At 68.0% G+C, this 25,745-nt stretch carries 27 protein-coding genes; 16 read left to right on the top strand and 11 right to left on the bottom strand.

The window, feature by feature from the left end:
- Positions 1-9: 9 nt before the first annotated feature.
- The 5 genes from AC5JCN_RS14265 to AC5JCN_RS14245 all read left to right on the top strand — a co-directional run bounded on the left by AC5JCN_RS14265 (position 10) and on the right by AC5JCN_RS14245 (position 6,455).
- Positions 10-1,626 (top strand): GMC family oxidoreductase, encoded by a 1,617-nt coding sequence (locus AC5JCN_RS14265; RefSeq protein WP_495755733.1) that lies wholly within the window; start codon positions 10-12, stop codon positions 1,624-1,626.
- A 166-nt stretch (positions 1,627-1,792) separates the two neighbouring features.
- Positions 1,793-2,878 (top strand): sugar ABC transporter substrate-binding protein, encoded by a 1,086-nt coding sequence (locus tag AC5JCN_RS14260; RefSeq protein ID WP_495755732.1) that lies wholly within the window; start codon positions 1,793-1,795, stop codon positions 2,876-2,878.
- Between the two features lie 125 nt (positions 2,879-3,003).
- A complete protein-coding gene (locus AC5JCN_RS14255) occupies positions 3,004-3,996 on the top strand; it encodes an ABC transporter permease (RefSeq protein WP_495755731.1) in 993 nt (330 codons plus the stop codon).
- Positions 3,993-5,507 (top strand): sugar ABC transporter ATP-binding protein, encoded by a 1,515-nt coding sequence (locus tag AC5JCN_RS14250; protein ID WP_495755730.1) that lies wholly within the window; start codon positions 3,993-3,995, stop codon positions 5,505-5,507. The genes AC5JCN_RS14255 and AC5JCN_RS14250 overlap by 4 nt, the downstream gene beginning before the upstream one ends.
- A gap of 3 nt (positions 5,508-5,510) precedes the next feature.
- Entirely contained in the window at positions 5,511-6,455 is a 945-nt protein-coding gene (locus AC5JCN_RS14245; RefSeq protein ID WP_495755729.1) for an ABC transporter permease, read from the top strand.
- A gap of 72 nt (positions 6,456-6,527) precedes the next feature.
- Here AC5JCN_RS14245 and AC5JCN_RS14240 read toward each other — a convergent pair whose 3' ends face one another.
- Both AC5JCN_RS14240 and AC5JCN_RS14235 read right to left on the bottom strand, forming a co-directional pair.
- The gene (locus AC5JCN_RS14240; RefSeq protein ID WP_495755728.1) at positions 6,528-6,845 is read right to left on the bottom strand and encodes a DUF2853 family protein; all 318 of its coding nucleotides are present in this window, start codon (positions 6,843-6,845) and stop codon (positions 6,528-6,530) included.
- A 149-nt stretch (positions 6,846-6,994) separates the two neighbouring features.
- Positions 6,995-7,546 carry a response regulator gene (locus AC5JCN_RS14235; RefSeq protein ID WP_495755727.1) on the bottom strand — a complete coding sequence of 184 codons (552 nt, stop codon included), beginning with the start codon at positions 7,544-7,546 and terminating at the stop codon, positions 6,995-6,997.
- A gap of 173 nt (positions 7,547-7,719) precedes the next feature.
- On the opposite strand from AC5JCN_RS14235, the gene AC5JCN_RS14230 reads away from it, so the two are divergent.
- Positions 7,720-8,985 carry an aminopeptidase gene (locus tag AC5JCN_RS14230; protein WP_495755726.1) on the top strand — a complete coding sequence of 422 codons (1,266 nt, stop codon included), beginning with the start codon at positions 7,720-7,722 and terminating at the stop codon, positions 8,983-8,985.
- A 9-nt stretch (positions 8,986-8,994) separates the two neighbouring features.
- Here AC5JCN_RS14230 and AC5JCN_RS14225 read toward each other — a convergent pair whose 3' ends face one another.
- Complete coding sequence (locus AC5JCN_RS14225) at positions 8,995-9,306, bottom strand: hypothetical protein (RefSeq protein ID WP_495755725.1); 312 nt, start codon at positions 9,304-9,306, stop codon at positions 8,995-8,997.
- A gap of 230 nt (positions 9,307-9,536) precedes the next feature.
- Here AC5JCN_RS14225 and AC5JCN_RS14220 point away from each other — a divergent pair, with 230 nt between their 5' ends.
- The 4 genes from AC5JCN_RS14220 to folK all read left to right on the top strand — a co-directional run bounded on the left by AC5JCN_RS14220 (position 9,537) and on the right by folK (position 12,245).
- A complete protein-coding gene (locus AC5JCN_RS14220; protein WP_495755724.1) occupies positions 9,537-10,391 on the top strand; it encodes an amidohydrolase family protein in 855 nt (284 codons plus the stop codon).
- 78 nt (positions 10,392-10,469) lie between these two features.
- The gene (gene folP / locus AC5JCN_RS14215) at positions 10,470-11,351 is read left to right on the top strand and encodes a dihydropteroate synthase (protein WP_495755723.1); all 882 of its coding nucleotides are present in this window, start codon (positions 10,470-10,472) and stop codon (positions 11,349-11,351) included.
- Complete coding sequence (gene folB, locus AC5JCN_RS14210) at positions 11,348-11,719, top strand: dihydroneopterin aldolase (protein WP_495755722.1); 372 nt, start codon at positions 11,348-11,350, stop codon at positions 11,717-11,719. Before folP ends, folB begins: the two co-directional genes overlap by 4 nt.
- Complete coding sequence (folK, locus tag AC5JCN_RS14205; RefSeq protein ID WP_495755721.1) at positions 11,709-12,245, top strand: 2-amino-4-hydroxy-6-hydroxymethyldihydropteridine diphosphokinase; 537 nt, start codon at positions 11,709-11,711, stop codon at positions 12,243-12,245. The genes folB and folK overlap by 11 nt, the downstream gene beginning before the upstream one ends.
- 3 nt (positions 12,246-12,248) lie before the next feature.
- On the opposite strand, the gene AC5JCN_RS14200 is transcribed toward folK, so the two are convergent.
- The 5 genes from AC5JCN_RS14200 to xylB form a co-directional block, all read right to left on the bottom strand.
- Positions 12,249-12,650, bottom strand: a complete 402-nt coding sequence (locus AC5JCN_RS14200; RefSeq protein WP_495755720.1) for a hypothetical protein — start codon at positions 12,648-12,650, stop codon at positions 12,249-12,251.
- A gap of 86 nt (positions 12,651-12,736) precedes the next feature.
- Positions 12,737-12,937 carry a hypothetical protein gene (locus AC5JCN_RS14195; protein WP_495755719.1) on the bottom strand — a complete coding sequence of 67 codons (201 nt, stop codon included), beginning with the start codon at positions 12,935-12,937 and terminating at the stop codon, positions 12,737-12,739.
- 233 nt (positions 12,938-13,170) lie between these two features.
- Positions 13,171-13,344, bottom strand: coding sequence for a DUF1328 domain-containing protein (locus tag AC5JCN_RS14190; RefSeq protein WP_495755718.1), 174 nt, complete (start codon positions 13,342-13,344; stop codon positions 13,171-13,173).
- A gap of 121 nt (positions 13,345-13,465) precedes the next feature.
- A complete protein-coding gene (locus AC5JCN_RS14185; RefSeq protein ID WP_495755717.1) occupies positions 13,466-14,638 on the bottom strand; it encodes a YihY/virulence factor BrkB family protein in 1,173 nt (390 codons plus the stop codon).
- A gap of 93 nt (positions 14,639-14,731) precedes the next feature.
- The gene (xylB, locus tag AC5JCN_RS14180) at positions 14,732-16,219 is read right to left on the bottom strand and encodes a xylulokinase (RefSeq protein WP_495755716.1); all 1,488 of its coding nucleotides are present in this window, start codon (positions 16,217-16,219) and stop codon (positions 14,732-14,734) included.
- Positions 16,220-16,351: 132 nt separating this feature from the next.
- Here xylB and AC5JCN_RS14175 point away from each other — a divergent pair, with 132 nt between their 5' ends.
- The 5 genes from AC5JCN_RS14175 to AC5JCN_RS14155 all read left to right on the top strand — a co-directional run bounded on the left by AC5JCN_RS14175 (position 16,352) and on the right by AC5JCN_RS14155 (position 22,733).
- Positions 16,352-17,752 carry an FAD-binding oxidoreductase gene (locus tag AC5JCN_RS14175; RefSeq protein ID WP_495755715.1) on the top strand — a complete coding sequence of 467 codons (1,401 nt, stop codon included), beginning with the start codon at positions 16,352-16,354 and terminating at the stop codon, positions 17,750-17,752.
- A 162-nt stretch (positions 17,753-17,914) separates the two neighbouring features.
- Positions 17,915-19,393 (top strand): glucose-6-phosphate dehydrogenase, encoded by a 1,479-nt coding sequence (gene zwf / locus AC5JCN_RS14170; protein ID WP_495755714.1) that lies wholly within the window; start codon positions 17,915-17,917, stop codon positions 19,391-19,393.
- 1 nt (position 19,394) lies between these two features.
- Positions 19,395-20,093 (top strand): 6-phosphogluconolactonase, encoded by a 699-nt coding sequence (gene pgl / locus AC5JCN_RS14165; protein WP_495755713.1) that lies wholly within the window; start codon positions 19,395-19,397, stop codon positions 20,091-20,093.
- A gap of 12 nt (positions 20,094-20,105) precedes the next feature.
- Complete coding sequence (gene edd / locus AC5JCN_RS14160) at positions 20,106-21,935, top strand: phosphogluconate dehydratase (protein WP_495755712.1); 1,830 nt, start codon at positions 20,106-20,108, stop codon at positions 21,933-21,935.
- 84 nt (positions 21,936-22,019) lie between these two features.
- The gene (locus tag AC5JCN_RS14155) at positions 22,020-22,733 is read left to right on the top strand and encodes a hypothetical protein (protein ID WP_495755711.1); all 714 of its coding nucleotides are present in this window, start codon (positions 22,020-22,022) and stop codon (positions 22,731-22,733) included.
- A gap of 6 nt (positions 22,734-22,739) precedes the next feature.
- On the opposite strand, the gene AC5JCN_RS14150 is transcribed toward AC5JCN_RS14155, so the two are convergent.
- Both AC5JCN_RS14150 and AC5JCN_RS14145 read right to left on the bottom strand, forming a co-directional pair.
- Positions 22,740-23,447, bottom strand: a complete 708-nt coding sequence (locus tag AC5JCN_RS14150) for a hypothetical protein (protein WP_495755710.1) — start codon at positions 23,445-23,447, stop codon at positions 22,740-22,742.
- A gap of 29 nt (positions 23,448-23,476) precedes the next feature.
- Complete coding sequence (locus AC5JCN_RS14145) at positions 23,477-24,439, bottom strand: NAD-dependent epimerase/dehydratase family protein (protein WP_495755709.1); 963 nt, start codon at positions 24,437-24,439, stop codon at positions 23,477-23,479.
- An 84-nt stretch (positions 24,440-24,523) separates the two neighbouring features.
- Between AC5JCN_RS14145 and AC5JCN_RS14140 the strand changes: the two genes are divergently transcribed.
- Positions 24,524-25,426, top strand: coding sequence for a LysR family transcriptional regulator (locus AC5JCN_RS14140; RefSeq protein WP_495755708.1), 903 nt, complete (start codon positions 24,524-24,526; stop codon positions 25,424-25,426).
- A 19-nt stretch (positions 25,427-25,445) separates the two neighbouring features.
- Here AC5JCN_RS14140 and AC5JCN_RS14135 read toward each other — a convergent pair whose 3' ends face one another.
- Positions 25,446-25,739 carry a hypothetical protein gene (locus AC5JCN_RS14135; protein ID WP_495755707.1) on the bottom strand — a complete coding sequence of 98 codons (294 nt, stop codon included), beginning with the start codon at positions 25,737-25,739 and terminating at the stop codon, positions 25,446-25,448.
- Positions 25,740-25,745 lie beyond the last annotated feature (6 nt).

Here is a 25,745-nt window from a genome sequence, read left to right as displayed (position 1 = left end):
GAGAAGGCCATGCCCGATTACATCGTCGTGGGCGGCGGCTCGGCCGGGTGCGCCATCGCCGCGCGCCTGACCGAGGACAGGGACGTCACGGTGACCCTGCTGGAGGCCGGCCCGGTCGACCGCGACCCCTACATCCACATGCCCGTCGGCTTCTTCAAGATGACGGGCGGCCCGCTGACCTGGGGCTATCAGACGACGCCGAACCGCAACGTCGAAGGCCGGGTGATGATCTATCCGCAGGCCCGGGTGCTGGGCGGCGGCAGTTCCATCAACGCGCAGGTCTATACGCGCGGCTGCCCGGAGGACTATGACCGCTGGGCCAATGACGAGGGCTGCCCCGGCTGGACGTTCCGCGACGTGCTGCCCTACTTCGTCCGGTCGGAGGACAACGACCTCCTCTCCGGCCCGTATCATGGCAATGGCGGGCCGCTCGGCGTCACCACGCCGAACCCGGCGCTGCTGACGCGTGTCTTCGTGCAGGCCTGCCAGCAGGTCGGGATGCCGTACAATCCCGACTTCAACGGCCAAAGGCAGGAGGGCTGCGCCGTCTACCAGACGACGACGCGCAACGGCCGGCGCTGCAGCGCGGCCGTGGGCTATCTCGGACCGGCGAAGAACCGTCGCAACCTGACGGTCCGCACGGACGCGCTGATCACCCGCATCGTGCTCGACGGCAAGCGTGCCGTTGGCGTCGAACTCTCGGGTTCGCAGGGCAAGGAGATCCTGCGGGCGGACCGCGAGGTCATCGTCACCGCCGGCGCCATCGGTTCGCCGAAGCTGCTGATGCTGTCGGGCATCGGCCCGGCCGACCATCTGAAAGCGGTCGGCGTCACGCCGCTGCACGACCTGCCAGGCGTCGGGCAGAACCTGCAGGACCACATGGCGACCGACGTCGTCTACGAGCTCACCGGCCCCTACTCCTTCGACAAGTACAAGAAGAAGCACTGGATGCTGTGGGCCGGCATCGAGTGGAAAGCCTTCAACAAGGGCCCGGTGGTGTCCAACATCGTGGAAGGCGGCGCCTTCTGGTGGAGCGACCGGACGGCGCCGACGCCGGACCTGCAGTTCCATTTCCTGGCCGGGGCCGGGGTCGAGAAGGGCATTGGCGATGTCCCCTCGGGCAATGGCGTGACGTTGAATTCCTACCATCTGCGCCCGCGCTCGCGCGGCTCGGTCACGCTGCTATCCGCCGACCCGCGCGCGGCACCGCTGATAGATCCCAATTCGTTCGCCGACCCCTACGATCTCGAGCGCGCCATCGACGGTGTGAAGGTGAGCCAGGACATCATGACCGCGGCGGCCTTCTCGAAATACGTGAAGGCGGCCTTCATCCCCGACGCCGGCGTCAGGACGCATGCGGACTACGAAAAGTTCGTGCGCGCCAACGCCCGCTCTGCCTATCACCCGGTCGGGACGTGCAAGATGGGGTCGGACCCGATGGCCGTGGTCGACCCGCAGCTGAGGGTCATCGGCATCGACGGGCTGCGCGTCTGCGACAGTTCGGTCATGCCGAGTCTCGTCTCCTCCAACACCAATGCACCGTCCATCATGATCGGCGAGAAAGCCTCGGACATGATCCGCGGAAACCGTGCAGCGGCCCCCGCGCTCGCCGCTGTCGGAGCCTAGGGAATCCGCCGGGCGCATCGCCCGGCGCGAGACGGCGCCCAACCTGCCCGTCCTTGACAGGCAGGTTCGTGCGTCGGAGTATGAACTAACTGGTTACTTACAAAACGGCCGGACGAACCGGCTGCACGTCGACGGGCCTCGCGCCCAACCAGTGGGAGAAACGCCAATGTCCAAGATCGTTACATCCGGCATCAGCCGCCGCTCGCTCATCAAGGCGAGCGCCGGCCTCGTAGGCGCCGCCGCGCTGCCCATGCCCTTCATCTCGAAGGGCTTCGCAGCCGACAAGGTGCAGCTCGCAATCTCGCTGCGCTCGCTCACCAACCCCTATCACGCCAACTTCGCCAAGGGCGGCCAGGAGTTCGCCAAGTCGGTCGGCATGCCGATCGAGGTGCTGGTCACCGAGGGCAACAGCGAGAAGGGCATCGCCGACATCCGCGCCCTCATCGCCAAGAGCGGCGGCAACCTCGCGCTTTGCGTCGACCCGAACGACAGCCCGGACGCCCGCATCATCGTCGAGGAGATCGCCAAGGCGAAGGGTACCGTCACCACCATCTGGAACAAGCCGGCCGACCTGCATCCGTGGGACTTCAACCCGTCCTACGTGGCGCACATCTCCTTCGACGGCGTCCAGTACGGCAAGCTGATGGCCGAGACGCTGATCAAGGCCATGGGCGGTTCAGGCGGCATCGTCGGGCTGGGCGGCATCTTCAACAACGTCCCCGCCATCGAGCGCAAGGCCGGCATGGAGCAGGCGGTCAAGGCCAGCGGCGGCAAGGTCGAATTGATGGACTTCCAGGTCGCCAACTGGACCTCGACCGAAGCGTTCAAGATCACGCAGGCCTGGCTCACCCGGTTCGGCGACAAGATCAAGGGCATCTGGGCGGCCAATGACGAGATGGCGATCGGCGCCATTGAGGCGCTGCGCGCCGAGGGCCTCAACGGCAAGATCCCGATCACCGGCATCGACGGCACGGCGCCCGCGGTTCAGGCGGTCGCCGCCGGCGACATGGTCGGCACGGTGGACTGGGATCCGATCTGGGTCGGAGCCATGGGCCTCTCGCTCGCCTACAACACCAAGATCGGCAAGATCGACATCGCCAAGGAGCCGCAGAGCCATCGCGAGTTCTACGGCACCGGCGTGCCGGTGACGACGGACAGCGTGAAGGCCTTCATGGAGGCCCAGAAGACCCCGCCCAAGCTGAACTACGACGACTTCTGGGGCCGGGTGCAGGGCCAGATCCGCTATCTCTGACGGCCGCCAGCCGTCCTGACGCCTTCGAGGGGCGGACCGGGCTGCGTGCCTCTCCGCCCCGTGCTTGAATGGGTCCGCGCCGTGACACGGCGCGGACCTTCGTTCCCCCGCCTGCGAGGAGTTCCATGTCGTCGATCGCCGATCCCAGCCGGACCCGGAAGAGAGCGACGGACTGGCGGGCCTTCGCGCCGCTCGCCGTGCTCATCCTCATCTGCATCGCGATCACGACGCAGTCGTCGAACTTCATGTCGATCGCGAACTTCATCCGCATCGGCACGGCGGCGAGCATCCCCATGATCCTCGCCTGCGGCATGACCTTCATCATTCTGATGGGCTCGATCGACCTCTCGACGGAGGGCACGGTCGCTGTCACCGCGACGATGCTGAGCCTGCTCGTCGCCAACGTCGCCAACATCGCCCCGCAGTTCGACCTCGGCCTCTGGGCCGTGCCGCTGGCCATTGCCGCCGGCGCGCTGATCGGGCTGCTCAACGGCGCCATCCACGTGAAGCTGCGCATCCCGTCGCTGATCGCCAGCCTCGGCATCGGCTTCGCCGGCATCGGGCTCGCCACGCTGATCCTCGGCGGCATCACGGTGCGCATCAGCGACAACACCATCCGCGGCATGGCGCTCTACCGGGTCGCCAACATTCCCGTCGCCATCCTCGTCGCGATCGCCGCCGTCCTTGTGGCGCTCTTCGTGCAGAACTACACGCGGCTCGGCCGCTGGGCCTATGTGCTCGGCGGCGGCGAGGACATCGCCAAGCTCTCGGGCGTGCCGATCGAGCGGGTGCGCATGGGTCTCTTCACGCTGGCGGGAGCCTTCTACGGGCTCGGCGGTGCGCTGGCGGTGGCCCAGTACGGGCAGGGCCAGGCGCTGATCGCGCAGGGCTACCTCTTCACCGTCATCACCTCGGTCGTCGTCGGCGGCACGGCGCTGACGGGGGGCGTCGGCGGCATCCTCAACAGCGTCGTCGGGGTGCTGCTCGTCATGGTGCTGCAGAACGGCATGGTGCTCGTCGGCGTGCCGTCCTACGGCCAGCAGGGCGTGCAGGGCCTGCTCATCATCACCGCGGTGGCGCTGTCGCTCGACCGCACGCGCGCGAAGATTGTGAAATGACCGCCCCTCTCCTGCAGCTCAAGGGCATCTCCAAGACCTTCGGCGCCGTGAAGGCGCTGAAGGACATGGACATCGAGATCTATCCCAACGAGGTGATCGGCCTCGTCGGCGAGAACGGCGCCGGCAAGTCGACGCTGATGAAGATCCTGAGCGGGGTTTACCAGCCGGACTCGGGCCAGATCCTGCGCAACGGCAAGCCGGTGACGCTGCGCTCGCCGGTGGACGCGGCCGCCGCGGGCATCGCCATGGTGCACCAGGAGCAGTCGCTGCTGCTCAACATCTCGGTCGCCGAGAACATCTATCTCGGCCGCGAGGACGCGTTCCTGCGCCGCCGCGTGATCGACTGGAAGGCGATGCGGGACGCCACCGCCCGCCAGCTCGACAAGGTCCAGGTGCGCGTCGACCCGATGAAGCGCACGGAGCTGCTGAGCTTCGCCGAGCGCCAGATGGTGGAACTCGCCAAGGCGCTGACGCTGGAGGAAGACGGGCGCGACGACCTCGTCGTGTTCCTCGACGAGCCCACCTCCGTGCTCGAGCAGGCGGAGATCCACATCCTCTTCGACCGTGTGAGGGCGCTGCGCTCGCGTGCCTCCTTCGTTTTCGTTTCGCACCGGCTGGACGAGATCCTCGACCTCTCCGACCGCATCTACGTGCTGCGCGACGGCGAGGTCGTTGCGCACATGCCGACGAGCGAGGCGAGTGTTCACCGCCTGCACGAGCTCATGGTCGGCCAGGAGCAGCACACCGAGTATTACCGCGAGGACCGGCAGAAACCGCCGGCCGCCAAGGTGGCCCTGAAGGTCGACCGGCTCACCTCCGCGGGCCACTATTCCGACATCGGCTTCGAGCTGCACGAGGGGGAGGTGCTGGGCATCGCCGGCGTCATCGGCTCGGGCCGCGAGGAGCTGTCGCGCACCCTCGCAGGGCTGATGCAGCCCACGTCAGGTGCCGTCGAACTCTTCGGCAGGCCGGTGAACATCCGCTCTCCGAGCGAGGCCGTGCGGCTCGGCATCGGCTACGTTCCGCAGGAGCGGCGGACGGAGGGCCTCGTCCTTCCGATGACGATGGCCGACAACATGACGCTTCCGGCGCTCGGCAAGTTCTCCAAGGGCGGTTTCCTCTTCGGCGGCAACGAGCGCGGGACCGCCGAGAAATGGGTCAAGCGCCTCACCATCCGGCCGCCCAATCCCATGCTGCCCTGCTCGAGCCTTTCAGGCGGCAACCAGCAGAAGGTGGTGCTCGCCAAATGGATCGAGGCCGGTGTCCGCGTCCTGATCCTCGACCATCCCACCCGCGGCCTGGACGTCGGCGCCAAGCAGGACGTCTACGCGCTCGTAAGGGATCTCTGCGAGCAGGGCGTCGCCGTGCTCCTCACCGCCGATACGCTGGAGGAGACGATCGGCCTGTCCCACAGCATCCTCGTCATGCGCGACGGCCGCATCACCGAGCGTTTCCAGGCCGTGCCGGGGCACAAGCCCCAGCAGGTCGAACTCATCCAGCACATGGTGTAACCCGTGACGCTCCCGGCCCGCCTGCGCTCCCTCGCCCCGACGATCACGCTGGTCATCCTCGTCATCGTCGTCGGCTCTCTCTCGCCCACCTTCCTGCAGCCCAACACGCTGCTGCTGCTGCTCGCCGACACGGCGACCCTGTTCGTCATGGCGGCCGGCATCACCTTCGTCGTGATGCTGGGGGGCATCGACCTGTCCGTTCAGTCGGTCGCGTCGCTGGCGAGCGTCGTCATGGCGGTGACGCTGGCGCAGTGGGGCGGCTTCTCCATCGTCTTCGCGCTTCTCACCGGGGTGCTGTGCGGCATCCTCAGCGGCCTCGCCCAGACACGCCTGCGCATCCCCTCCTTCATCGCGACGCTGGCCGTGTCGGGCATCGCGGCTGCGGCGGCGCTGATCCTGTCGGGCACGCGCTCGATCCCGATTCCTCCCGACACGCGGGAGACGACGTTCTCGCTCTTCGTCGGGACGACGGGCGGTGTGCCGAACGAGGTCTGGACAGGTCTCGTCGTGCTCGTGCTCTGCCTCTTCGTCGAGCGCTTCACGGTGTTCGGACGCTGGAGCATTGCGGTGGGCTCGGGCGAGCCGGCCGCGCTCGTAGCCGGCGTGCCCGTCGAGAAGGTGAAGGTGCTGGCCTTGATCATCTCCGGCGCGCTCGCGGCGCTCGCCGGCGCGGTCATGGGCGCCAGGCTGTCGGCCGGGTCGCCCACCCTCGCCAACGAGTTCCTGCTGCCGGCGGTCGCGGCCGTCTGCGTCGGCGGGACGGCGCTGACGGGCGGCGTGGGCAGCGTTCTCAACACGCTCGTCGGGGCGCTGATCGTCTCGGTCGTGCGCATCGGCATGACCTTCGTGGGCGTCGACGTCTTCGCCCAGCAGATCGTCTTCGGCGCGGTGCTCATCGGAGCAGTGGCCGTCACCATCGACCGGACCAAGATCCCGGTCGTGAAATAGCAACACAGAAAAGCAAGGGACCCGCGGCGCCCTCGGCCGTGGATCCCTATCGCTCGTCCAGCGTCATGCCGCTCAGGCGAACTGCGTCAGCTTCCCGTAGTGCTCGGCAAGCAGGTAGTAGACGGTGAGGCGGGACTTCGTCCTGTCGCCCTTCATCTTCTCGGCAACGGCCTTGATGGCACCGTCGAGCTCCGCGTCCGTCGCGGTCAGGCCGAGCTTCTTCTTGAGGAAGTTTTCGCGCACGCGCTTGGTCTCGTCGGGATCCGACATGGCGACCAGCGCGGAATCCTTGTTGCGAAGCGCGATTCCGAGATACTTCTCGAGCCCCTTCACCGCCGCCTCGTCCGGCTTGGCCGTGTATTTCTTCACATCCGCGAGATAGTCCGTCATCGAAACGCTCCCAAGGATCAGGTAGCCGGCGTCATCGCCGTGATGCGCCGAAGCCGATTCAGCAGCAAGCGTGAGCGTTCCATTGCACATGAACTAAATCAAGAGGCGAAACCTCCCGTGCACAACAACGGGAGGTTGTGCCTTAGCCTTCAGTCCGCCATGCGCCAATGCGGGCAAGTGCTCTCGATGCGGTTGAGAAGCTGCGCCGCGTTGAAGGGCTTGCGGAGCCAGTCCAGCATCGAGCCGATATCCCGCGCCGCGCGCTCGGGTTCGCCGGTGATGATGATGGAGGGCGTTTCGCCGTCGCGAGGGCCGGCGGCCAGCGAGGCCAGGATCTCCTGGCCCGTGCTGTCGCCGAGATAGTGGTCCAGGATCAAAAGGTCGTAGTCGCGGTGTTGCAAGGCGGCCAGCGCCTGACGGGTGCCCCCCGCCACGTCGACGTCGGTCAGGCCAATCTCGGCGAGCTGTGCCCGCAGGATCTTCAGCATCGGCGGAAAGTCGTCGACAATCAGAATTGCGGGTGTCCGCAAGCTGCCGTCCACCGACCAGCGGGGCCTTGCCGGCGCCGCTGCCTTCGCCTCGACGGATCGTTTCAATGCACGTCCTCCCACATCATGGCCGGCATAGCCGGGCCGTCCGCGGTCCCCACTGACCGGGTTAAGCCGAAGTTGCTTACATTCCGTCAAGATGATCGTCGACACGCGCCATCTTTCGAAGGCCCAGCTGACGCAGCCGCGTTCGCCAGTTGCGCTCACGGGAATTTGCATTCGCAACCTGTGTCGGACCGCGACCGCGAAGCGGCTTTCCTTCCGGATCCGAAAGTCGGACCATGGCGCAAACACCGGCGGCAGGGGCCGCACCGGAGGACCCGCTGATGAACACGCATGCCCGGCCGCAGGCCGATGCTCCCCTCACCCACGAAGCCCGCCTCGACAGGCTCGCTGAAACAGCAGTGCGGGTCGGCCTTGGCCTTCAGAAGGGACAGGAGGTCGTGATGACGGCTCCCGTCGAGGCGATCCCGCTCGTGCGCCGCATCACCGAGCACGCCTACAGGGCCGGCGCATCGCTGGTGACGACCCTGATCGGCGACGACGTCGCCACGCTGATGCGCTACCGGCATGCGCCGGACGAGAGCTTTGACAAGGCGAGCGGCTGGCTGTTCGAGGGCATGGCCAAGGCCTTCCAGAACGGCGCAGCCCGCCTCGCCGTCGTCGGCGACGATCCCAATCTCCTGTCCGGGCAGGACCCGGACAAGGTCGCGCGTGCGAATCGCGCCCGCTCGATCGCCTACCAGCCGGCGCTCGAACTGATCGCCGGATTTGCGACCAACTGGAGCATTCTTTCCTGCTCCACGCCGGCCTGGGCCCGCACGGTTTTCCCCGGCGAGGAGGAGAGCGTCGCCGTCGCCAAGCTGTGGGACGCCATCTTCCGTTCGTCGCGCGTCGATGGAGCCGACCCGATCTCCGACTGGGCCCAGCACAACCGCAACCTCGCGGCACGCACCGCGCTGCTCAACGGCAAGCGCTACGCCGCGCTCCGCTTCACCGGACCCGGCACGGACCTCGAGGTCGGCCTGGCCGATGGCCATGAGTGGAACGGCGGCGCGACGACGGCGCAGAACGGCATCGTCTGCAACGCCAATATTCCGACTGAGGAGGTTTTCACCACTCCCCACAAGGATCGCGTGCACGGAACGGTGCGATCGACCAAGCCGCTGTCCTACCAGGGCACGCTGATCGACGACATCGAGGTACGTTTCGAGGGCGGCCGCATCGTCGATGCAAAGGCCAGCAAGGGCGAAAACGTGCTCAGGCAGGTGCTGGACATCGACGACGGCGCGCGCCGGCTCGGCGAGGTGGCGCTCGTACCCTTCACATCGCCCATCTCGGACAGCGGGCTTCTCTTCTACAACACGCTCTACGACGAGAACGCAGCGAGCCACATCGCGCTCGGGCAGTCCTACAGCAAGTGCCTGCTTGGCGGCACCAAGCTGTCGAAGGACGAGATTTCGGCCCGCGGCGGTAATGCGAGCCTGATCCACATCGACTGGATGATCGGGTCCAACAGGATCGACGTCGACGGCATCACGGCGGCCGGGGAACGGGAGCCGGTGATGCGGGGAGGCGAGTGGGTGTCCTGAGCGGCCGCTTCACACGGCCCTGGGTTTGCTCCGTGTGATGGAGAGCTGCTCGACACGGCGGCGCAGATCGATGATCTCCTGCGCCTGCCGCTCCAGAAGGCGGTTCATCAGCAGAAGCTGCTGGACGATGGTGGCGGTCTGCTCGCCCTGAGCAACCTGAACGTGAGACACACGCGCAACCAGCGCGATGAGGTCCGGCACGGGACTCGGCGCCTCACCGGCCGGTTCTGCTTGCGGCTCTGGCTCCGGCTCCGGCAGCACCTGACCCGGCTCGACCCGGAAGTCGACCCTGATCACCTTCGTCGGCTCACTGTCGGACATGTCGCACTTCCCTCTCGATGCCATGATTTACCCGGCCCGCATTTGACCGCGTAAACGCTCAGCACTTAATTTGAGAGGTTTGCATTTGACATATTACGAAAAGGTCAATGCTCCATTCACCAACACCCGGAAGCCGGTGCCTTGAGGGCGCAGCCCCGGCATGGTTCATTCGCTCCGGGGCGGCAGGGGCGTACAGACCCAGCGTCAGGAACGCCCGGTGGGAGGACAGCGTGCCGGATTTCGCCATCGTCGACAGCCACGTCCATCTCTACGACGTGGCGCGCCTGCGCTACGACTGGCTGGCGCAGGTGCCGAAGATCAACCGGACCTACGTCACGTCGGATTTCGATGAGGCGCGGGGCCCCGTGAATGTCGACGGCATCGTCTTTGTCGAGGTGGACGTGGCGCCGGGCCAGCATCTCGCGGAAGCCGACTTCGTCCAGGATCTCGCCGCCCGCGATCCCCGCATCCAGGCCATCGTCGCCCATGCGCCCCTGCAGAAGGGGCCGCGGGTCGAACAGGACCTGGAAGCGCTTGCGCAGCGGCCGCTCGTGCGCGGCGTTCGGAAGCTGATCCAGGGTGCGGTCGACCCTTCCTTCTGCATCGAACCGTCGTTCCTCGAGGCTGTGCGCCTGCTGCCGCGCTACGGCATGACGTTCGACATCTGCGTGAAGAACTGGGCCATGACCTACGCGCTGGAGCTCGCCCGGCGATGCCCCGACGTGACCTTCGTGCTCGACCATATCGGCAAGCCCGACATCCGCTTCGGCATCAGGGAGCCGTGGTGGACGCAGATCCGCGAGATGGCGGCGCTTCCCAACGTCGTCTGCAAGCTGTCCGGGGTCATCACCGAGGCGGATCACACGCACTGGTCGCGCGAGGAGGTGAAGCCGTACGCGGCCCACTGCATCGAGAGCTTCGGCTTCGACCGGGTGATGTATGGCAGCGACTGGACCGTCTCGGAGCTCACCCATCCCTACCCGGTCTGGGTCGAGATCCTCGACGAGATCGTCGCTGGTGCGTCGCAGCACGAAAAGCAGATGCTGTATCGCGACACGGCACGTCGCATTTATCGCCTCGACTGAGGGGAGAAGGTCGGCTGCAGGACAAGGTTGGCCGCATACAGTGGCAAACCAGCCCGCGCTACGGCTAACGTGCCCGCCATGAGTGCTGCTCTCTCTCCGGCTTACGACACGGCGACCGGCTTTTCGGGCGACCGCACGCTCGTCATGGGCGTGCTGAACGTGACGCCGGACTCCTTCTCAGACGGCGGATTGTTCGCCGAGCACGGCCGCGCCATCGCGCATGGGAAGACCATGGTCGCGGAGGGAGCGGACATCGTCGATGTCGGCGGCGAGTCGACCCGGCCCGGGTCGGAGCCTGTCGACGCGGACGAGGAGGCGCGCCGGGTCATTCCCGTGGTGCGCGCCCTGGCCGCGGAGCTTCCCGTCCCGGTGTCCATCGACACCTACAAGGCATCGGTCGCCCGCCTTGCCGTTGCCGCCGGCGCGACCATCGTCAACGACGTCTGGGGACTTCAGCACGATCCCGCCATGGCCGACGCGGTCGCCGAAACTGGCGCCGGTCTCGTCGTCATGCACAATCGCAGGACGATCGATCCCTCCACCGACATGCTGGAGGAGGTCGTTTCCTTCCTGCACCGCTCACTCGAGCTGGCCGATGCCGCAGGCATTGCCCGCCATCGCATCGCGGTGGATCCGGGCATCGGCTTCGGCAAGACGCTGGAGCAGAACGTCATGTTGGTCGCCCATGTCGGAGAGATCCGGCGCCGGCTCGGCTGCCCGGTTCTGCTCGGCTGCTCGCGCAAGTCGATGATCGACAAGATCGTGCCGGCGCCCCAGGGCCAGCGCCTTCCGGGAACGATCGCGCTCCACACGGCCGGCATCCTCGCGGGCGCGTCGATCATCCGGGCCCACGACGTGGCGGAAGCCGTGCAGGCGGCGCGGATCACCGACAGGCTCCGGGGCGTCTGGCCCTGCGAGGGATCGCCGTTGGAGAAAATGCGGGAGACGCGTGCCGCATGAGCAAGGTCGTCTTCCGGATCATGGGCATTGCGGCCTTCGCCCGCCATGGGGTTCACGTCGCGGAGCGCCAGCTGGGCCAGCGTTTCACGATGGACCTCGTGGTCACGGCCGACCCTAACGGCTCGCTTGAAAGCGACCGGTATGCCGACAGCACCTGTTACGGCGAACTGACCGAGACCGCGCTGCAGACATTCACCGGTCGGGACTTCAACCTCATCGAAGCCGCGGCAGCTTCGGTCGCGGACGCGATCCTGGCGCGCTTTCCGAAGGTGGAGGCCGTGGCCGTCACCGTTCACAAGCCGTCTGCGCCCGTCGCAGCTGTCCTTGCCGACATCGAGGCCACGGTGGAGCGGCGCCGTGCCCTCTGACGCATTTCTCGCACTCGGCAGCAATCTCGGGGACCGCAAGGCGCTGGTCGATGCTGCCGTGAAGCTGCTCGCCGCCCTGCCGGACACGTCCTTGACGGCGCGCTCGTCCTACTACCGCACCGAGCCGGTGGGGCCCGTGCCGCAGGACTGGTTCCTGAACCTGGTTGTGTGGCTTCGAACGGACCTGCAACCCGAAGCGGTTCTCGATGCGGCCCACCTGATCGAGGCCGAGTTGGGCCGGGACCGCAGCCGGGAGGTCCGCTGGGGACCGCGCACGCTGGACATCGATCTCATCGCCCATGGTGATGCGTCGCGTTCGGGGCCCGGCCTGCTGCTGCCGCATCCGCGCTTTGCCGAGCGCGCGTTCGTGCTGGTTCCGCTGGCCGAGATAGCTCCGCACGCCGTCATTGCCGGCCGTAGCGTGGCCGAGCACCTTGGCGCGGTCGGATCTGAAGGAGTCGAGCGCCTGGAGTGGTCAGTGCCGCCCGCCGCTCGGGGATCCGTGGCGCTGGCTGCGCAAAACTGAACGTCAGGAGGCCTTGCGGCCAGCCGAGGCGGCATCGTCGACCAGCGGCGCCACTTCCTGCTCGTCGGACACCCTGGTGCTGACCTTCTCGGCCGGCGTCTGCTTGTCGGGTGCGCCGGCAACCGATGCACCGCCCATGTAGGAGGGTGGATCGGAAGCGGGAAAGGACATGGCGGAGGCCGCGTCCACCAGCACTTCGCGCCTGGAGATGCTGTCGAAACTCGTGCTGTAGGCGTCGTACAATGCCTTCCGCTCAGCGTCGGCCAAGTGCGCGCCGCCCAGCAGGTCCATGAAGGCATCTTCGTCGCGCTTGCACAGGCCCGCTCCGGCATCTCCGGACCCGTGCCGCATGGCCTCCTTGCGCAGGCGGTCTTCCGCTCCAGTCCCGGCTGTTTCGGCCATCATCGCTCACCTTCCATCGCCCAGGCTCGCGGGGGCGGCGCATGCCGCCTCCGGGCTTTCTCGCGTTTTGCGCGCGCGGCCGGACCTCCTCAGAAGGAGGCGATCTCGCGTTCGCCGACGAGCCGTTCAAAGCCTTCGCTCTCGCCCTTGACGCGATAGGAAGGCTCCCCGGTCGGGGTTTCCGGCAGCTGCCTCAGCACCCTGAAGCGTTCGCGCTTCACGGCCTGCCTCAGATCCGTCGAGACGACGATGCGCACGGCCTCGCCGACCTTGAACTTGTGCTGGCTCACGTCCGACCTCCCGAGTGTGCTGTTGACCTCTCGACCAACGTTCATCGGAAGAACAGCCAAAGAAGAACGATGATGGGAATTGGAACTCCCAGGAGCCATAGCAAGGCGGAACGTCCCAGACCCATGGTCGTATCTCCCGATGGTCGCTTCGATATGTACGAAAACTCACAATCAGGAGAGGAGTTCCGTCGCCGCGGCGGATCCGCTCGAGGGCGAACCCGCCGCGCGAGGAATCAGAAGATCGCCTCGCCCGCCATCAGGCCGAGAACGAGGAAGATCACGAAGACGATCAGCGCGAGGACGAAGAGGATCTTCGCGATCCGCGACGCCGCGGCCGATATGCCGGTGAAGCCGAGGAAGCCGGCGACGATCGAGATCACGAGGAAGATGAGGGCCCATTTCAGCATGGGAATGGTCTCCCGAAGGAAGCTGCGGTGCGCGCGGGCCTCGGCCGGGCCGCCGCCGGCGCGCACGACAACCTTCGGAGACGGCCCGGGTTCCGCTTGCAGCGAACCGGGGCAGTTTCGGTCAGCCCTGGGACCTGCCCACCGTATCGGCCATGTTGGCGCCCCGGGCTCCAAGAGGCTGCGTCGGACCGGTCGTGGAATCGGCTGCGGTCTGGTGTTCCGTCTCGGCGTTCAGCTCGGCTCCCAGCAGCATGACGATGGCCGAGATCCAGATCCAGGTCATGAAGCCGATGACAGCGCCGAGCGAGCCATAGGTGGCGTTGTAGCTGCCGAAGCTCGCCGCATACCAGGAGAAGAGCGCGGATGCGACGATCCACGCGACGGAGGCGAAGCCGCTGCCCCACGTGATCCAGCGCCATTTCGGCGTGTCGCGGCTGGGGCCGTAGCGGTAGAGCACCGCCAGCGCCACGGCGATCGCGACGAGCAGGATTGGCCAGCGGGCGAGGCGGATCAGGATTTCGGCCGCAGGGCCGAGGCCGACGAAGTTCAGCACGATCGGAACAACGACGACCGCAATCGCGGCGGCGATGAGCAGAAGGATGGCCCCGACGGTGAACAACAGCGACACCGCGTTGAGCTTGATGAAGCTGCGCTTCTCCTCCTCGTCATAGACGACGTTGAGGGCGTCGAAGACCGCTTTCATGCCGGCGTTCGCGCTCCACAGCGAGATGGCGAGACCGAGGGCGAAGGAGAAACCGAGCGATTCGCGTGGCTGGCTGGAGATTCGCGTGACCTGATCGCCGACCACCTCCAGCGCGCCTCCGGGAAGGACCCCCTGCATGGATTGAAGGTGGGTGGAGATGCTGGCCGGGTCGGCAAACAGACCGTAGAGCGAGACCAGCGCGGCGATGGCCGGGAAGATCGCAAGCAGGGCGTAGAAGGTGACCCCGGCGGCCACTGACACCAGGCGGTCCTTCGACGCCTCTTTCCAGACCCGCAGCAGGATGTCTTTCCAGCCTGCCGCAGGGATGTGCTGGGGCGCCTCGGCATAACGTCCCCGGCTGTCGCCCTCGGCAGCGGCGCGCCCGGCTCCGGTGCCAGGCGGTTCGCGTCCCTGCAGGCGCGGATCACCGGAGGGATCCTCGCGGCTGCGTTCCACGGGACGCCTGGCCGGGGGCGGGCGGCGCGAGGCGGCAACGGCGCCAACCACGGCGAGGAGCGCCAGGAAGACCCGGTCGCTGCCCGGCATGGTCCTGCGTTTCTGGTGGGTGTGACCCCGGACGGTATCGGTCATGGCGGGAGGCCTCGTCGTCAGCCTGCCGGCCTGGAAGGCCCTGCCGTACAGGCTGGCTCAAACGCCGTCCGCGCGCCGCTTGTTCCACACCCCTCAGGTGGCGTTTCGAATCGCGTGCTCCGCCGCGTAGAAGGCGCGGTAGCGCCTCAGCCTCGGCGTCGCGGCCTCGTGGGCGCCTGCATTGGGCTCGAACCGTTCGCGGATCGGCGGGCGGGCACAGATCTCCGCTTCCGAACCCGCACCTGCCGCCAGCATGCCGAGGCGGGCGGCGCCGAAAGCGGCTCCTGTCTCCGCACCCTGCGGCAGATCGAGGGCGAGGCCGGTGACGTCCGCCAGCATCTGCGCCCAGAAGCGGCTGCGCGCCCCGCCGCCGACCAGCATGCAGCTCGTCGGCCGCGCTCCCGCGTCCTCGAGCACCGACAGGCCGTCGGCGAAGGAGAAGGCAACACCCTCAAGCGTCGAGTAGGCGAGGGCGGCGCGGCCGTGCTGGGCGCGCAAGCCCGCGAACAGCGCGGAAGCCTCGGCGTCGTTGTGTGGCGTCCGCTCCCCCGACAGGTAGGGCAGGAAGAGCGGCGCCGTTGCCCGCGCCTCGGGATCGGCCGCGAAGGCCTCGGCCTCCTCGACAAGGCCGCCTATGTGCCCACCCTTGCCGACGAGCTCGGCGGTCCAGGTGAGTGCGGCCGCGGCCGACAGCATCACAGCCATGCCGTGCCAGCGCCCCGGCAGGGCGTGGCAGAAGGCGTGGAGCGTGCGCTCGGGCTTGGCGGCGAGACGATCCGTGACCGAGAAGATGACGCCCGACGTACCGACCGACAGAAAGCCGTCGCCGGCGGCGACTGCGCCGATGCCCACCGCGGAAGCGGCATTGTCGCCCGCGCCTCCTGCTACGGGCACGGGCCCGGGCAGGCCCCAGAGGGCCTGCATGTCCTTGGACAGATGGCCCGAGACGGCGCTGCCCTCGACGAGGTCCGGCATGTTGGCGAGGCCGAGGCCGGTTGCCGCGAGCAGCGTCTCGTCCCAGCGGCGGCCGGCGACGTCGAGCCAGAGCGTCCCGGCCGCGTCCGACATGTCGCTCGCATAGACGCCGGTCAGCCGCCAGCGCACGTAGTCCTTTGGCAGCAGCACCGTCCGCGTCGCCGCGAAGACCTCCGGCTCGTGGTGCTTCACCCACAAGAGCTTCGGCGCGGTGAAGCCGGGCATGGCGATGTTCGCCGCGCGCTGCGTCAGGTCAGGCACCAGCCGGTGCAGCTCGGCGCATTCCGCATAGCTTCGCCCGTCGTTCCAGAGGATGGCGGGCCGCAGGACGCGGCCGGCCTCGTCGAGGAGCGTGGCGCCGTGCATCTGTCCGGAGAGGCCTACTCCCGCGAGCTGCCGGAAGGCGTCGGGGGCCGCCTGCCTCACCTCTTCGGCAGCGGCGAGCGTCGCCGTCCACCAGTCCTCGGGATCCTGCTCGGACCAGAGCGGGTGGGGGCGCGATACGGTGAGAGGGGCGGAGGCCTCGGCCAGCGTGCGCTGGCTCTCGTCCAGCAGCACCGCCTTCACGGAGGAGGTGCCGATATCCAGACCCAGAAACGACGCCATGCGCTCCACTCCCCTTCAACCCGGCGTCTCGACGTGCCGGTGTTGCATGACCTTAATCGGCATGCTGAAGCAGAGCCAAGCATGGGCGGCGCATGGGTGCCCGTCCTGACGCAGTCGGCGGGAGTGCGAGGCATGGCGGCCACGGATGGGATGCTGGCAAGGCTCGCCGCCATCGTCGGTGACGCGCACGTGGTGGTGGAGCCGGCCGACCTCGCGCCCTACCTCGTCGACTGGCGCGGCCAGTGGAAGGGTGCCGCGATGGCGGCCGTCCGGCCGCGCACGAGCGCAGAAGTGGCCTCGGTCGTGCGTGCATGCCGGGAGGCAGGCGTCGCCATCGTGCCGCAGGGCGGCAATACCGGGCTTGCGGCCGGCGGCGTTCCGGCGGTGTCCGGCCCCGCTGCCGAACGGCCATGCATCGTCCTGTCCCTGTCGCGGATGAACGCCGTGCGCTCGGTCGACCCCGTCGGCCTGACGCTGGAGGCGGAGGCGGGATGCGTTCTGAAGGCGGCGCAGGATGCTGCCGCCGCGCAAGGCAGGCTGCTGCCGGTCAGCATCGCGGCCGAGGGCTCCGCCCAGATCGGCGGGATCATCGCGGCCAATGCCGGCGGCATCAATGTGCTGCGCTACGGCATGACGCGGAACCTCGTGCTCGGGCTGGAGGCGGTGCTCGCTGACGGCACGCGGCTTGAAGGGCTGCGCCGGCTGCGCAAGGATAATGCGGGTTATGACTGGAAGCAGCTGCTGATCGGCAGCGAGGGAACCCTGGGCATCGTGACGGTTGCTGTCCTGCGCCTCGTGCCCCGCCCCCGCGAGACCGTCACGGCACTCCTCGCCGTAGCCGATCCGGCTGCCGCGATGGCCCTGCTGAAGCGCGCGCAGGACGGGCTCGGCGACACGGTCAGCGCCTTCGAGCTGATCAGCGGCTTTTCCCTGGCGATCGTCGAACGGCATTTCGGGCTCGCCTGCCCGTGCCCCGGCGGGGACTGGTACGTGCTGCTGGAGGCGGGATCCAGCCTCTCCGGCCTGCGCGAGGCGGCGGAGGAGGTGCTGGCCGGCGCGCTGGACGCGGGCGAGGCGCTGGATGGTGTCGTTGCCGAATCGGGCGCGCAGGCTGCGCAGATCTGGGCCCTCAGGGAACACATCACCGAGGCGGAGCTCAAGGAGGGCGCCGGCCTCAAGCACGACGTCTCCGTTCCAGTCTCGGGGATTCCCGATTTTCTCGCCGAGGCGGCGGCGATGCTGGAAGAGCGTTTTCCCGGCATGAGGCTCAACGCCTTCGGCCATGCGGGCGACGGCAACATTCACTTCAACGTCCTGCTCCTGCCCGGGCAAGACAGGGCCGCCATCACCCGCGCCGTCCACGACGTGGTGGTCGCGCATGGCGGCAGCATCTCGGCGGAGCACGGGGTGGGCCAGTACCGGCTCGCGGAACTCGCGCGGACGAAGAGCCCGGCAGAACTCGCGCTGATGCGGCGGGTGAAGTTGGCGCTGGATCCCGACGGACTCCTGAACCCCGGCAAGGTGGTGCAGTAGGCGTTCAAGCTTCCGCGCGGTGGCGGGCGGGCTGTTGCAGTCCTGCCGTGAAAGCGCGATAGGGGGGCCCCGGACCGGCGCACCGCCCCGCGCGGTCCGCCGATTGCATCCCCTGAATAGGCCCGTCCTCGCGCGGGCCAGGCGGCGGAAAGGAAGAGGGACATGACGGCGCGCACCATCACGGTCGATCCCTTCGACATGGTCGTGTTCGGCGCGACCGGCGATCTGGCCGCCCGCAAGCTGATGCCGGCTCTCTTCCAGCGCGACAGGGCGGGGCAGATCCCGCCCGACGCCCGCGTGGCCGGTGTGTCCCGCCGCGGGATGACCGGTGCCGACTATGTCGGGTGGGTCCGCGAGTCGCTGGAGAAGTACGTCGCGCAGGGCGACCGCGACCCCGCTGCGATGGACCGCTTCCTGTCGCGGATCAGCCACGTCACGCTCGATGCAACGAGCGACGAGGGCTGGTCCGAGCTGAAGCATTGGCTCGACCAGGCGCCGGACCGGATCCGTGCCTTCTACCTTGCGGTCACGCCGGACCTGTTCGGCCCGATCTGCGAGCGCATCGGGGCCAATGGGCTGGTGACGGAGAATGCCCGTGTCGTCGTCGAGAAGCCGATCGGCAAGAACGGCGATGGCGCGAGAGCCATCAACGACGCGGTCGGAAAGGTTTTCCAGGAGCGGCAGATCTTCCGCATCGACCACTATCTCGGCAAGGAGACGGTCCAGAACCTGATGGCGCTGCGCTTCGCCAACGCCCTGTTCGAGCCCATCTGGAACGCCGCGCACATCGACCACGTGCAGATCACGGTCGCCGAGACGCTCGGGGTCGAGGGCCGTGCCGGCTACTACGACACGTCCGGCGCCCTGCGCGACATGGTGCAGAACCACATCCTGCAGCTGCTCTGCCTCGTTGCCATGGAGCCGCCGACATCCGAGGACGCCGATGCCGTCCGCGACGAGAAGCTGAAGGTGCTGAAGGCGCTGAAGCTGATCCCGCCCGAGCTGATGGACCAGAACACGGTGCGCGGCCAGTACAAGGCCGGCGCATCCGCCGGCGGAGCGGTGCCGGGCTATCTGGAGGAGCTCGGCTCCGACAGCAGCCATACCGAGACCTTCGTTGCGATCAAGGCCGAGCTGCAGAACTGGCGCTGGGCGGGCGTGCCCTTCTACCTGCGGACCGGCAAGCGGCTGGCGACACGCGTCTCCGAGATCGTCGTCAACTTCCGCCCCATCCCGTTCTCGATCTTCGGACCGCAGGCGGGCTCCGTCGTCAACAACAGGCTGGTGCTCCGGCTGCAGCCCGACGAGGGAGTGAAGCTGTGGCTGATGATCAAGGATCCCGGCCCCGGCGGCATGCGCCTGCAATATGTGCCGCTCGACATGACCTTCGCGCAGGCCTTCAACGTGCGCGCCCCCGATGCTTATGAGCGGCTGCTGATGGACGTGGTGCGCGGCAAGCAGACGCTGTTCATGCGCCGCGACGAGGTGGATGCCGCCTGGGGGTGGGTCGACCCGATCCTGGAAGCGTGGAGGGGATCCGTGAACCCGCCGAAGGCTTACACTGCCGGCACCTGGGGTCCCTCCGCCGCCGTCGCCCTGATCGAGCGCGACGGACGCACCTGGCACGATGACGGGGAGTGAGATGACCCCCGCTCGACACGAGTTCGATGGTCCCGACGCGCTCGCCGAGGCGCTGGCCTCGACCGTCGAGCAACGGCTGGCGGCGCGTCTCGCCCAGGGCGGCCGGGCATCGCTCGCGCTGTCTGGCGGCCGCACCCCGGCCCGTTTTCTCCGGGTGCTGGCCCGGCGGAGGCTGGACTGGAGCAGGGTCGACGTGACGCTCGTGGACGAGCGCTGGGTCGAAGAGGACTCACCCCGCTCCAACGCGGCGCTGCTGCGCGACGGGTTGATCCGCGACGAGGCGGCGACCGCGACCTTCTACCCGCTCTACCGTGCCGGCGGCACTCCGGACGAGGAGCGCGGCGCCGTCGAGGCCATGGTGAAGGGGCTGCCGCATCCGTTTGCGTGTGTCGTCCTCGGCATGGGCGATGACGGCCATACCGCCTCGTTCTTCCCGGGAGGCGATACGCTCGCCGCCGCCATCGACCCGTCCTCGCCGCGTCTCGTGGAAGCGCTGCGCGCTCCTGCGGCCGGCGAGCCGCGCATCACCCTGACCCTGCCCGCGCTGCTCGCCAGCGACCTCGTCTGCGTGCATATCGAGGGCGCGAACAAGAAGGCCGTTCTCGACAAGGCGCTCGCCAACGGGCCGGTCGAGGACATGCCCGTACGTGCCGTGCTGCGGCAGGACAGGACGCCCGTGCGCGTCTACTGGTGCCCCTGAAGGAGCTCCCCCATGGACCTGAACCCCGCCATCGCCGCCGTCACCGACCGCATCGTCCAGCGCTCCCGACCGACGCGTCAGCGCTATCTCGACCGTGTCGCCCGCGCCGCGGAGTCGGGTCCGAAGCGCAAGAAGCTCGGCTGCGCCAACCTCGCGCACGGCTTCGCGGCTTGCGGCCCGGGCGACAAGTCAGCCCTGCGCGACGGGGATGCGCCGAACCTGGCCATCATCACCGCCTATAACGACATGCTCTCGGCCCACCAGCCGTACGAGACCTTCCCGGCCCTCATCAAGCAGGCGGCACGCGAGGCCGGCGGCGTTGCACAGGTCGCGGGCGGCGTGCCGGCCATGTGCGACGGCGTCACCCAGGGCGAGGCCGGCATGGAGCTGTCGCTCTTCTCGCGCGACGTGATCGCGCTCGCCACGGGCGTGGCGCTCTCCCACCAGATGTTTGACGCGGCGCTCTATCTCGGCGTCTGCGACAAGATCGTGCCCGGCCTCATCATCGGCGCGCTGGCCTTCGGGCACCTGCCGGCGATCTTCGTTCCGGCCGGGCCGATGACATCCGGCCTGCCCAACGACGAGAAGGCGCGCATCCGCCAGCTCTATGCCGAGGGCAAGGTGGACCGCGAGGCGCTGCTGGAGGCGGAGTCGAGTTCCTATCACGGGCCGGGGACCTGCACCTTCTACGGCACCGCCAACACCAACCAGATGCTCATGGAGATCATGGGCCTGCACGCGCCCGGCGCCTCCTTCGTCAATCCCGGCACGCCCCTGCGCGAGGCGCTCACCAAGGCTGCCGCCAAGCGCGCGCTGGAGATCACCGCCTTCGGCAACGACTACACGCCTGTCGCGCATGTGCTGGACGAGCGGGCCTTTGTGAACGGCATCGTCGGTCTCAACGCCACGGGCGGCTCGACGAACCTCGCCATCCACCTCATCGCCATGGCCGCCGCGGGCGGCATCGCGATCGGCCTCGACGACCTCGCCGAGATCTCCGCCGTGACGCCGCTGCTGACGCGCGTCTACCCGAACGGCAAGGCCGATGTGAACCACTTCCACGCGGCCGGCGGGATGGGCTTCCTGATCCGCGAGCTGACCGGAGCGGGCTATCTCCACCGCGACGTGACCACCAGCTGGGGCCGTAGCCTCGACGCCTATGCCACGGAGCCGCGCATCGACGAGCGGGGCGAGCTGGTCTGGAGTGCAGGCGCGACGGTGTCCGGCGACACGGCCGTGCTGCGCGGGGCGGCGGAGCCGTTCCAGTCCACCGGCGGCCTCGTGATGCTCGACGGATCGCTCGGGCGGGCTGTGGTGAAGACCTCGGCCGTCGCACCGGAGCGTCATGTGATCGAGGCACCTGCCCGTGTCTTCCACAGCCAGGAGGATGTGCAGAAGGCGTTCAGGGCGGGCGAGCTCGACGGCGACGTCGTCGTCGTCGTCCGCTTCCAGGGGCCGAAGGCGAACGGCATGCCCGAGCTTCACAAGCTGATGCCGCCCCTGACCGTGCTGCAGGAGCGTGGCCACCGCGTGGCTCTCGTGACCGACGGGCGTTTGTCCGGCGCGTCCGGCAAGGTTCCGGCCGCCCTGCACGTGACGCCGGAGGCGGTCGACGGCGGTCCCATCGCGCTCCTCCGCGACGGGGATTTGGTGCGGCTCGACGCCGTGACGGGACGGCTGGAGGCCCTGGTCGAGCCGGCTGTCTGGGCCGCGCGTACGGTTGCGGTCGCGGATCTCGCGCCTTCGCACGAAGGCGTGGGCCGCGAGCTCTTCGCCCCGTTCAGGTCGGCGGCGGGAACCGCAGACCGCGGCGCCTCGATATTCGGCAGCTTCGGGCTCTAGCGGACGATCATCGATCGTTCAACTCTCGCGTGAAATCCGTTCGCAGCACAGCTACGCTCGTGCCGCGGCGCTGGAGCGCGGGACATGGCGAAGGCACTGCGAAGGGTGGGCGAGTGGATCGGCGCCCTTGCGAAACGTGAGTTCTGGACCGCGCGCACCATCAATGCGGTCCTCGGCGCCACGCTGACCATCGGTGCAGGCCTCGCCTCGGTCGGCGTGGGTGACGGGCTGCGCAAGCAGATCGCCGACATCGACGAGGACATCCGCTCCACGAACAGCCACATCGACATGATCGAGCGGGCGATGTTCGAGTTCCAGCTCTTCGAGTCCACCGGCACGCTGATCCAGGTTCTGTCGCTGAACCAGAGCATTCCGGACCAGGCGCGGTCTGCCTTTCGCGAGCTGATGTATATCGACCGGCGGCACGCCTATCTCGTGATCCTGTCCGAGATCTATCCCCAGGTCGAGCGCTGGCGCGCGCGCAAGGAGGAGTACGACATGGTCACCGAGGGTGCCCGGGCCGGCGATCGCGAGCAGGCGGACAAGGTCATCCTGATGGAGCGCGATGACACCATCGCGGCGCGCCGCCTGCAGGGCGAGATGATCGACAAGCGCTACACGCTCGTCGAGCGGAAGGACCACGTCCAGCAGAGGCTGAACTTCTTCACGATGCTGGGCTTCACCGTGCAGCAGGTCGGCTTCGTGCTGGTGCTCTTCGCGGGCCTCGTGTCGCAGCATCTGTCGGAACGGAAGAAGGATCCGACGCTGCCGAAGTCCGAGCCGGTGGCCGCGGAATGACCCGGCCTATCGCGTCCGCCACACTGTGACGGCGAACACCGCCAGCCAGGCCAGCGCGACGGGGGGAAGGGCCGTCTGCAAAACGCCGAGCGAGGGAACCAGGGTCCGCAGCGCGCAGGCCACGAAAGCCGCTCCGATCGCCAGGGACGCCCAGCCATTCAGCCGCAGGCCGGTTCGCCCGAGGACGAGGCCAAGAGAGATCATCCACAGGCCGGAGACGAGCTGCACGCCCAGCAATTCCCCGACGCTTCCGGCATAGCCGTTCAGGCCCTCATACGTGGCTCCGATGGCGGTGCGGAGCGCGGGATCGGACGTTCTTGCATAAACGGCGGCGAGTTTGGGCATCGCGACGAGCCAGCGGACGATGCCGAGCGACTTCAGGACGGCCGCGGCAAGGCCGAAGGCGGTCATGCAGTCGACCGCGAGCGACCGTACACCGACGGCATGAGCATGGCGGCGCAGGGCCAGAACCAGCGGGACCATGGCAAGGACGGTTGCCAGGTAGCCCCAATAGCCGACCTGCACGGCCAGGGCCTGGCTTTCGACCAGGGGCAGGATCTCCCCGGCGGGCAGACGGAGGCTGGCGGGCCAGCCGATCGCCTGTCCCAGGACGATCAGCGGAACCATGAATAGCACCACCTGGGCCAGGATCAGGAGGGCAAGCAAGCGGATTTCGGCGCGCGGGACCGGCGCCGCGGGGGTCGCGGTCGACATGGTGTCTCCGTGGGTAGAGGGATGGGGAGCTAGGCGTGCAGCGACGCCTTCACGGCGTCGTCGAGCGGTGTATGCGGTTCGTCGCCGATCAGGGACCGGAGCCGGCTATTGTCCAGCGCGAGGCTCTTCTTCCAGAGCCACATCATCTCGATCGCTTCCCGCAGGAAGGCCGAGAACGGGGCTCCCAGCCAGACGATGATCCAGGGGAAGGGCTTCACCGGGAGGTCCGGTCGTCCGGTAGCCCGGCGCACGGCATCCGCAAGCTCTCTACCGGTGGCGTCGTAGTGGCCGGCGAAGTGCACGAGCGAGAAGGCCGGGATCGCGGTGCCGCGGTCGACGAGCCTGGCGAAGGTTTCCGCCAGGTCGGGAACGTAGGCCCAGGTGTGCCCCGTGCCGGCCGGCGCCAGCGTCTGCACGGCTTTGAGCGACGGGCCACCTTTGGCGAAAGCCTGCGAAAACCAGGAGCCGACGACGCCCGGACCGAAGAAGTCGCCCGCCCGCACCGCGATCACGCGAATCCCGTGGTCCCGGTTGGCTCGCTCGAGCATCTGTTCCATCTCGATCCGGACACGCCCCTTCCGGGTCTCCGGACTGCGGGGCGCCGTCTCGTCGACGGTCTCCGGCGAGGACCGCGAGTAGACGTAGACATTCGCCGGGAAGAGGATCGTCGCACCCGCCACGCGTGCGGCCTCGATGGTGTTGGCCAGCATGGGCAGGCCGTCCTCGCGCCAGCGGCGGTAGCCCGGCGGGTTGACGGCATGCACGATGAGCGATGCTCCGACTGCGGCCGAACGGACGGAGCCGGCATTCAGCACATCGCCTTCCAGCCACTCGACCGGGAAGGCAAACGACGGCCTCCCGCTGGCTGGTCGCTTCGTCAAGGCGCGAATGGTCCAGCCCCGTCCCGCCAGGGCGGTGGCGATCGCCGACCCGATTCCGCCCGTGATGCCGAGGACCAGTGCGGTTTTCCCGGATTGATTGTCGCTGCTCATGGCAACCTCCTGTGGCCGGGACAATGGGCCAGGGGTGCCGCTACGGGAATTGCCTATCTCCGTTGGGTCGCTATAGATTTTCGTATGATCGAGTTCACCGACTGGTCGCTGGTCCGGACGCTGCTGGCGGTGGTCCGGCGCGGCAGCCTCTCAGCGGCCGCGCGATCGCTGGGGCTCACGCAGCCCTCCGTCGGCCGCCATATCGACGAGCTGGAAGCCGGGCTTGGCGTCGCCCTGTTCACGCGCTCGGCCAGCGGCCTGGTTCCCACACAGATCGCGCAGAGCTTGGTCCCGCACGCGGAGGTGATGGAGACGTCCTTCGCGGCTCTCCTGCGCGCCGCGGATACGGGCGGAGACGTCGAGCAGCCGACGGGCACCGTGCGTATCTCCGCCAGCGAGATCATGGGCACCTTCGTCCTGCCGGGCATCCTCGCGGGACTGCGCGAGCGGCTGCCAGGTATCGTGCTCGAACTCGCCCTCAACAACCGGAACGAAGACCTGCTGCGCCGGGACGCCGACATCGCCGTACGCATGACCCGGCCGAAGCAGGACGGGCTCGTGGCGCGCAAGGTCGGCACCGTGCCTCTCGGCCTCTTCGCCCATCGGCACTACGTGGACCGCATGGGACTGCCGGGATCCCTGGACGAACTCACGGCCCACCACATCGTCGGTTTCGACCGCGATGATCACTCGGCGCGTTCAGTGGCCGGGGGTGTCCTGCCGATTTCACGGGCGATCTTCTCGTTTCGCGTCGACTCCGATGTCGCGCAGGTCATGGCGATCCGCGCCGGTCTGGGGATCGGCATGATGCAGAAGGCCATGGCCGGCGGGGACCCGGATCTGATCCCCGTCCTGCAGAAGCAGATCGCTCTGGATCTGGACTGCTGGCTCGCCGTGCATGGGGACCAGAAAAGCCTTCCGCCGATCAGGGCCGTGTTCGACGCCCTGGCCGATGGCCTCGATGGCTGGATCTCGGCCGGACGCTGAGCGGCTGAATCTCGGTCGGCTAGGGTCGAGCCGGCATCTCCTGCGCCTCGGCCTTGCCGGTCCGCTTGCCGTAGAGGCAGGCGAACCGCGCCTTCGCGTTCTTCATGTGAGGCTGCGGCCAGCGTCCGTCGACGATGACGAGGACGCTGTCCTGAAAGTCGATGGGATTGCCGGCGACTTTCGCCTCCTTCAGATCGGAGGCCTTCCGGCAGGCCTCTCCAGCCTTTCTGAACAGGGCATCCCAGGCGTCCGGCGACGAGGCAAGTGCCGTGCCTGAAGCCATGACCAAAAGGACTATAAGCACTTTCCGCAAGACTAT

The organism is Alsobacter sp. (assembly GCF_059501845.1).
This window is presented reverse-complemented; position numbering and strand designations above follow the sequence as displayed.

Coding starts and splice junctions, on each gene's coding strand:
- AC5JCN_RS14260 (WP_495755732.1), top strand. CDS start 1,793: ATGTCCAAGATCGTTACATCCGGCATCAGCCGCCGCTCGCTCATCAAG.
- pgl (WP_495755713.1), top strand. CDS start 19,395: ATGACCCCCGCTCGACACGAGTTCGATGGTCCCGACGCGCTCGCCGAG.
- edd (WP_495755712.1), top strand. CDS start 20,106: ATGGACCTGAACCCCGCCATCGCCGCCGTCACCGACCGCATCGTCCAG.
- AC5JCN_RS14140 (WP_495755708.1), top strand. CDS start 24,524: ATGATCGAGTTCACCGACTGGTCGCTGGTCCGGACGCTGCTGGCGGTG.
- AC5JCN_RS14185 (WP_495755717.1), bottom strand. CDS start 14,638: ATGACCGATACCGTCCGGGGTCACACCCACCAGAAACGCAGGACCATG.
- AC5JCN_RS14145 (WP_495755709.1), bottom strand. CDS start 24,439: ATGAGCAGCGACAATCAATCCGGGAAAACCGCACTGGTCCTCGGCATC.
- AC5JCN_RS14190 (WP_495755718.1), bottom strand. CDS start 13,344: ATGCTGAAATGGGCCCTCATCTTCCTCGTGATCTCGATCGTCGCCGGC.
- folP (WP_495755723.1), top strand. CDS start 10,470: ATGAGTGCTGCTCTCTCTCCGGCTTACGACACGGCGACCGGCTTTTCG.
- AC5JCN_RS14230 (WP_495755726.1), top strand. CDS start 7,720: ATGAACACGCATGCCCGGCCGCAGGCCGATGCTCCCCTCACCCACGAA.
- AC5JCN_RS14255 (WP_495755731.1), top strand. CDS start 3,004: ATGTCGTCGATCGCCGATCCCAGCCGGACCCGGAAGAGAGCGACGGAC.
- AC5JCN_RS14175 (WP_495755715.1), top strand. CDS start 16,352: ATGGCGGCCACGGATGGGATGCTGGCAAGGCTCGCCGCCATCGTCGGT.
- zwf (WP_495755714.1), top strand. CDS start 17,915: ATGACGGCGCGCACCATCACGGTCGATCCCTTCGACATGGTCGTGTTC.
- AC5JCN_RS14250 (WP_495755730.1), top strand. CDS start 3,993: ATGACCGCCCCTCTCCTGCAGCTCAAGGGCATCTCCAAGACCTTCGGC.
- AC5JCN_RS14265 (WP_495755733.1), top strand. CDS start 10: ATGCCCGATTACATCGTCGTGGGCGGCGGCTCGGCCGGGTGCGCCATC.
- AC5JCN_RS14225 (WP_495755725.1), bottom strand. CDS start 9,306: ATGTCCGACAGTGAGCCGACGAAGGTGATCAGGGTCGACTTCCGGGTC.
- xylB (WP_495755716.1), bottom strand. CDS start 16,219: ATGGCGTCGTTTCTGGGTCTGGATATCGGCACCTCCTCCGTGAAGGCG.
- AC5JCN_RS14200 (WP_495755720.1), bottom strand. CDS start 12,650: ATGATGGCCGAAACAGCCGGGACTGGAGCGGAAGACCGCCTGCGCAAG.
- AC5JCN_RS14155 (WP_495755711.1), top strand. CDS start 22,020: ATGGCGAAGGCACTGCGAAGGGTGGGCGAGTGGATCGGCGCCCTTGCG.
- folB (WP_495755722.1), top strand. CDS start 11,348: ATGAGCAAGGTCGTCTTCCGGATCATGGGCATTGCGGCCTTCGCCCGC.
- AC5JCN_RS14150 (WP_495755710.1), bottom strand. CDS start 23,447: ATGTCGACCGCGACCCCCGCGGCGCCGGTCCCGCGCGCCGAAATCCGC.
- AC5JCN_RS14240 (WP_495755728.1), bottom strand. CDS start 6,845: ATGACGGACTATCTCGCGGATGTGAAGAAATACACGGCCAAGCCGGAC.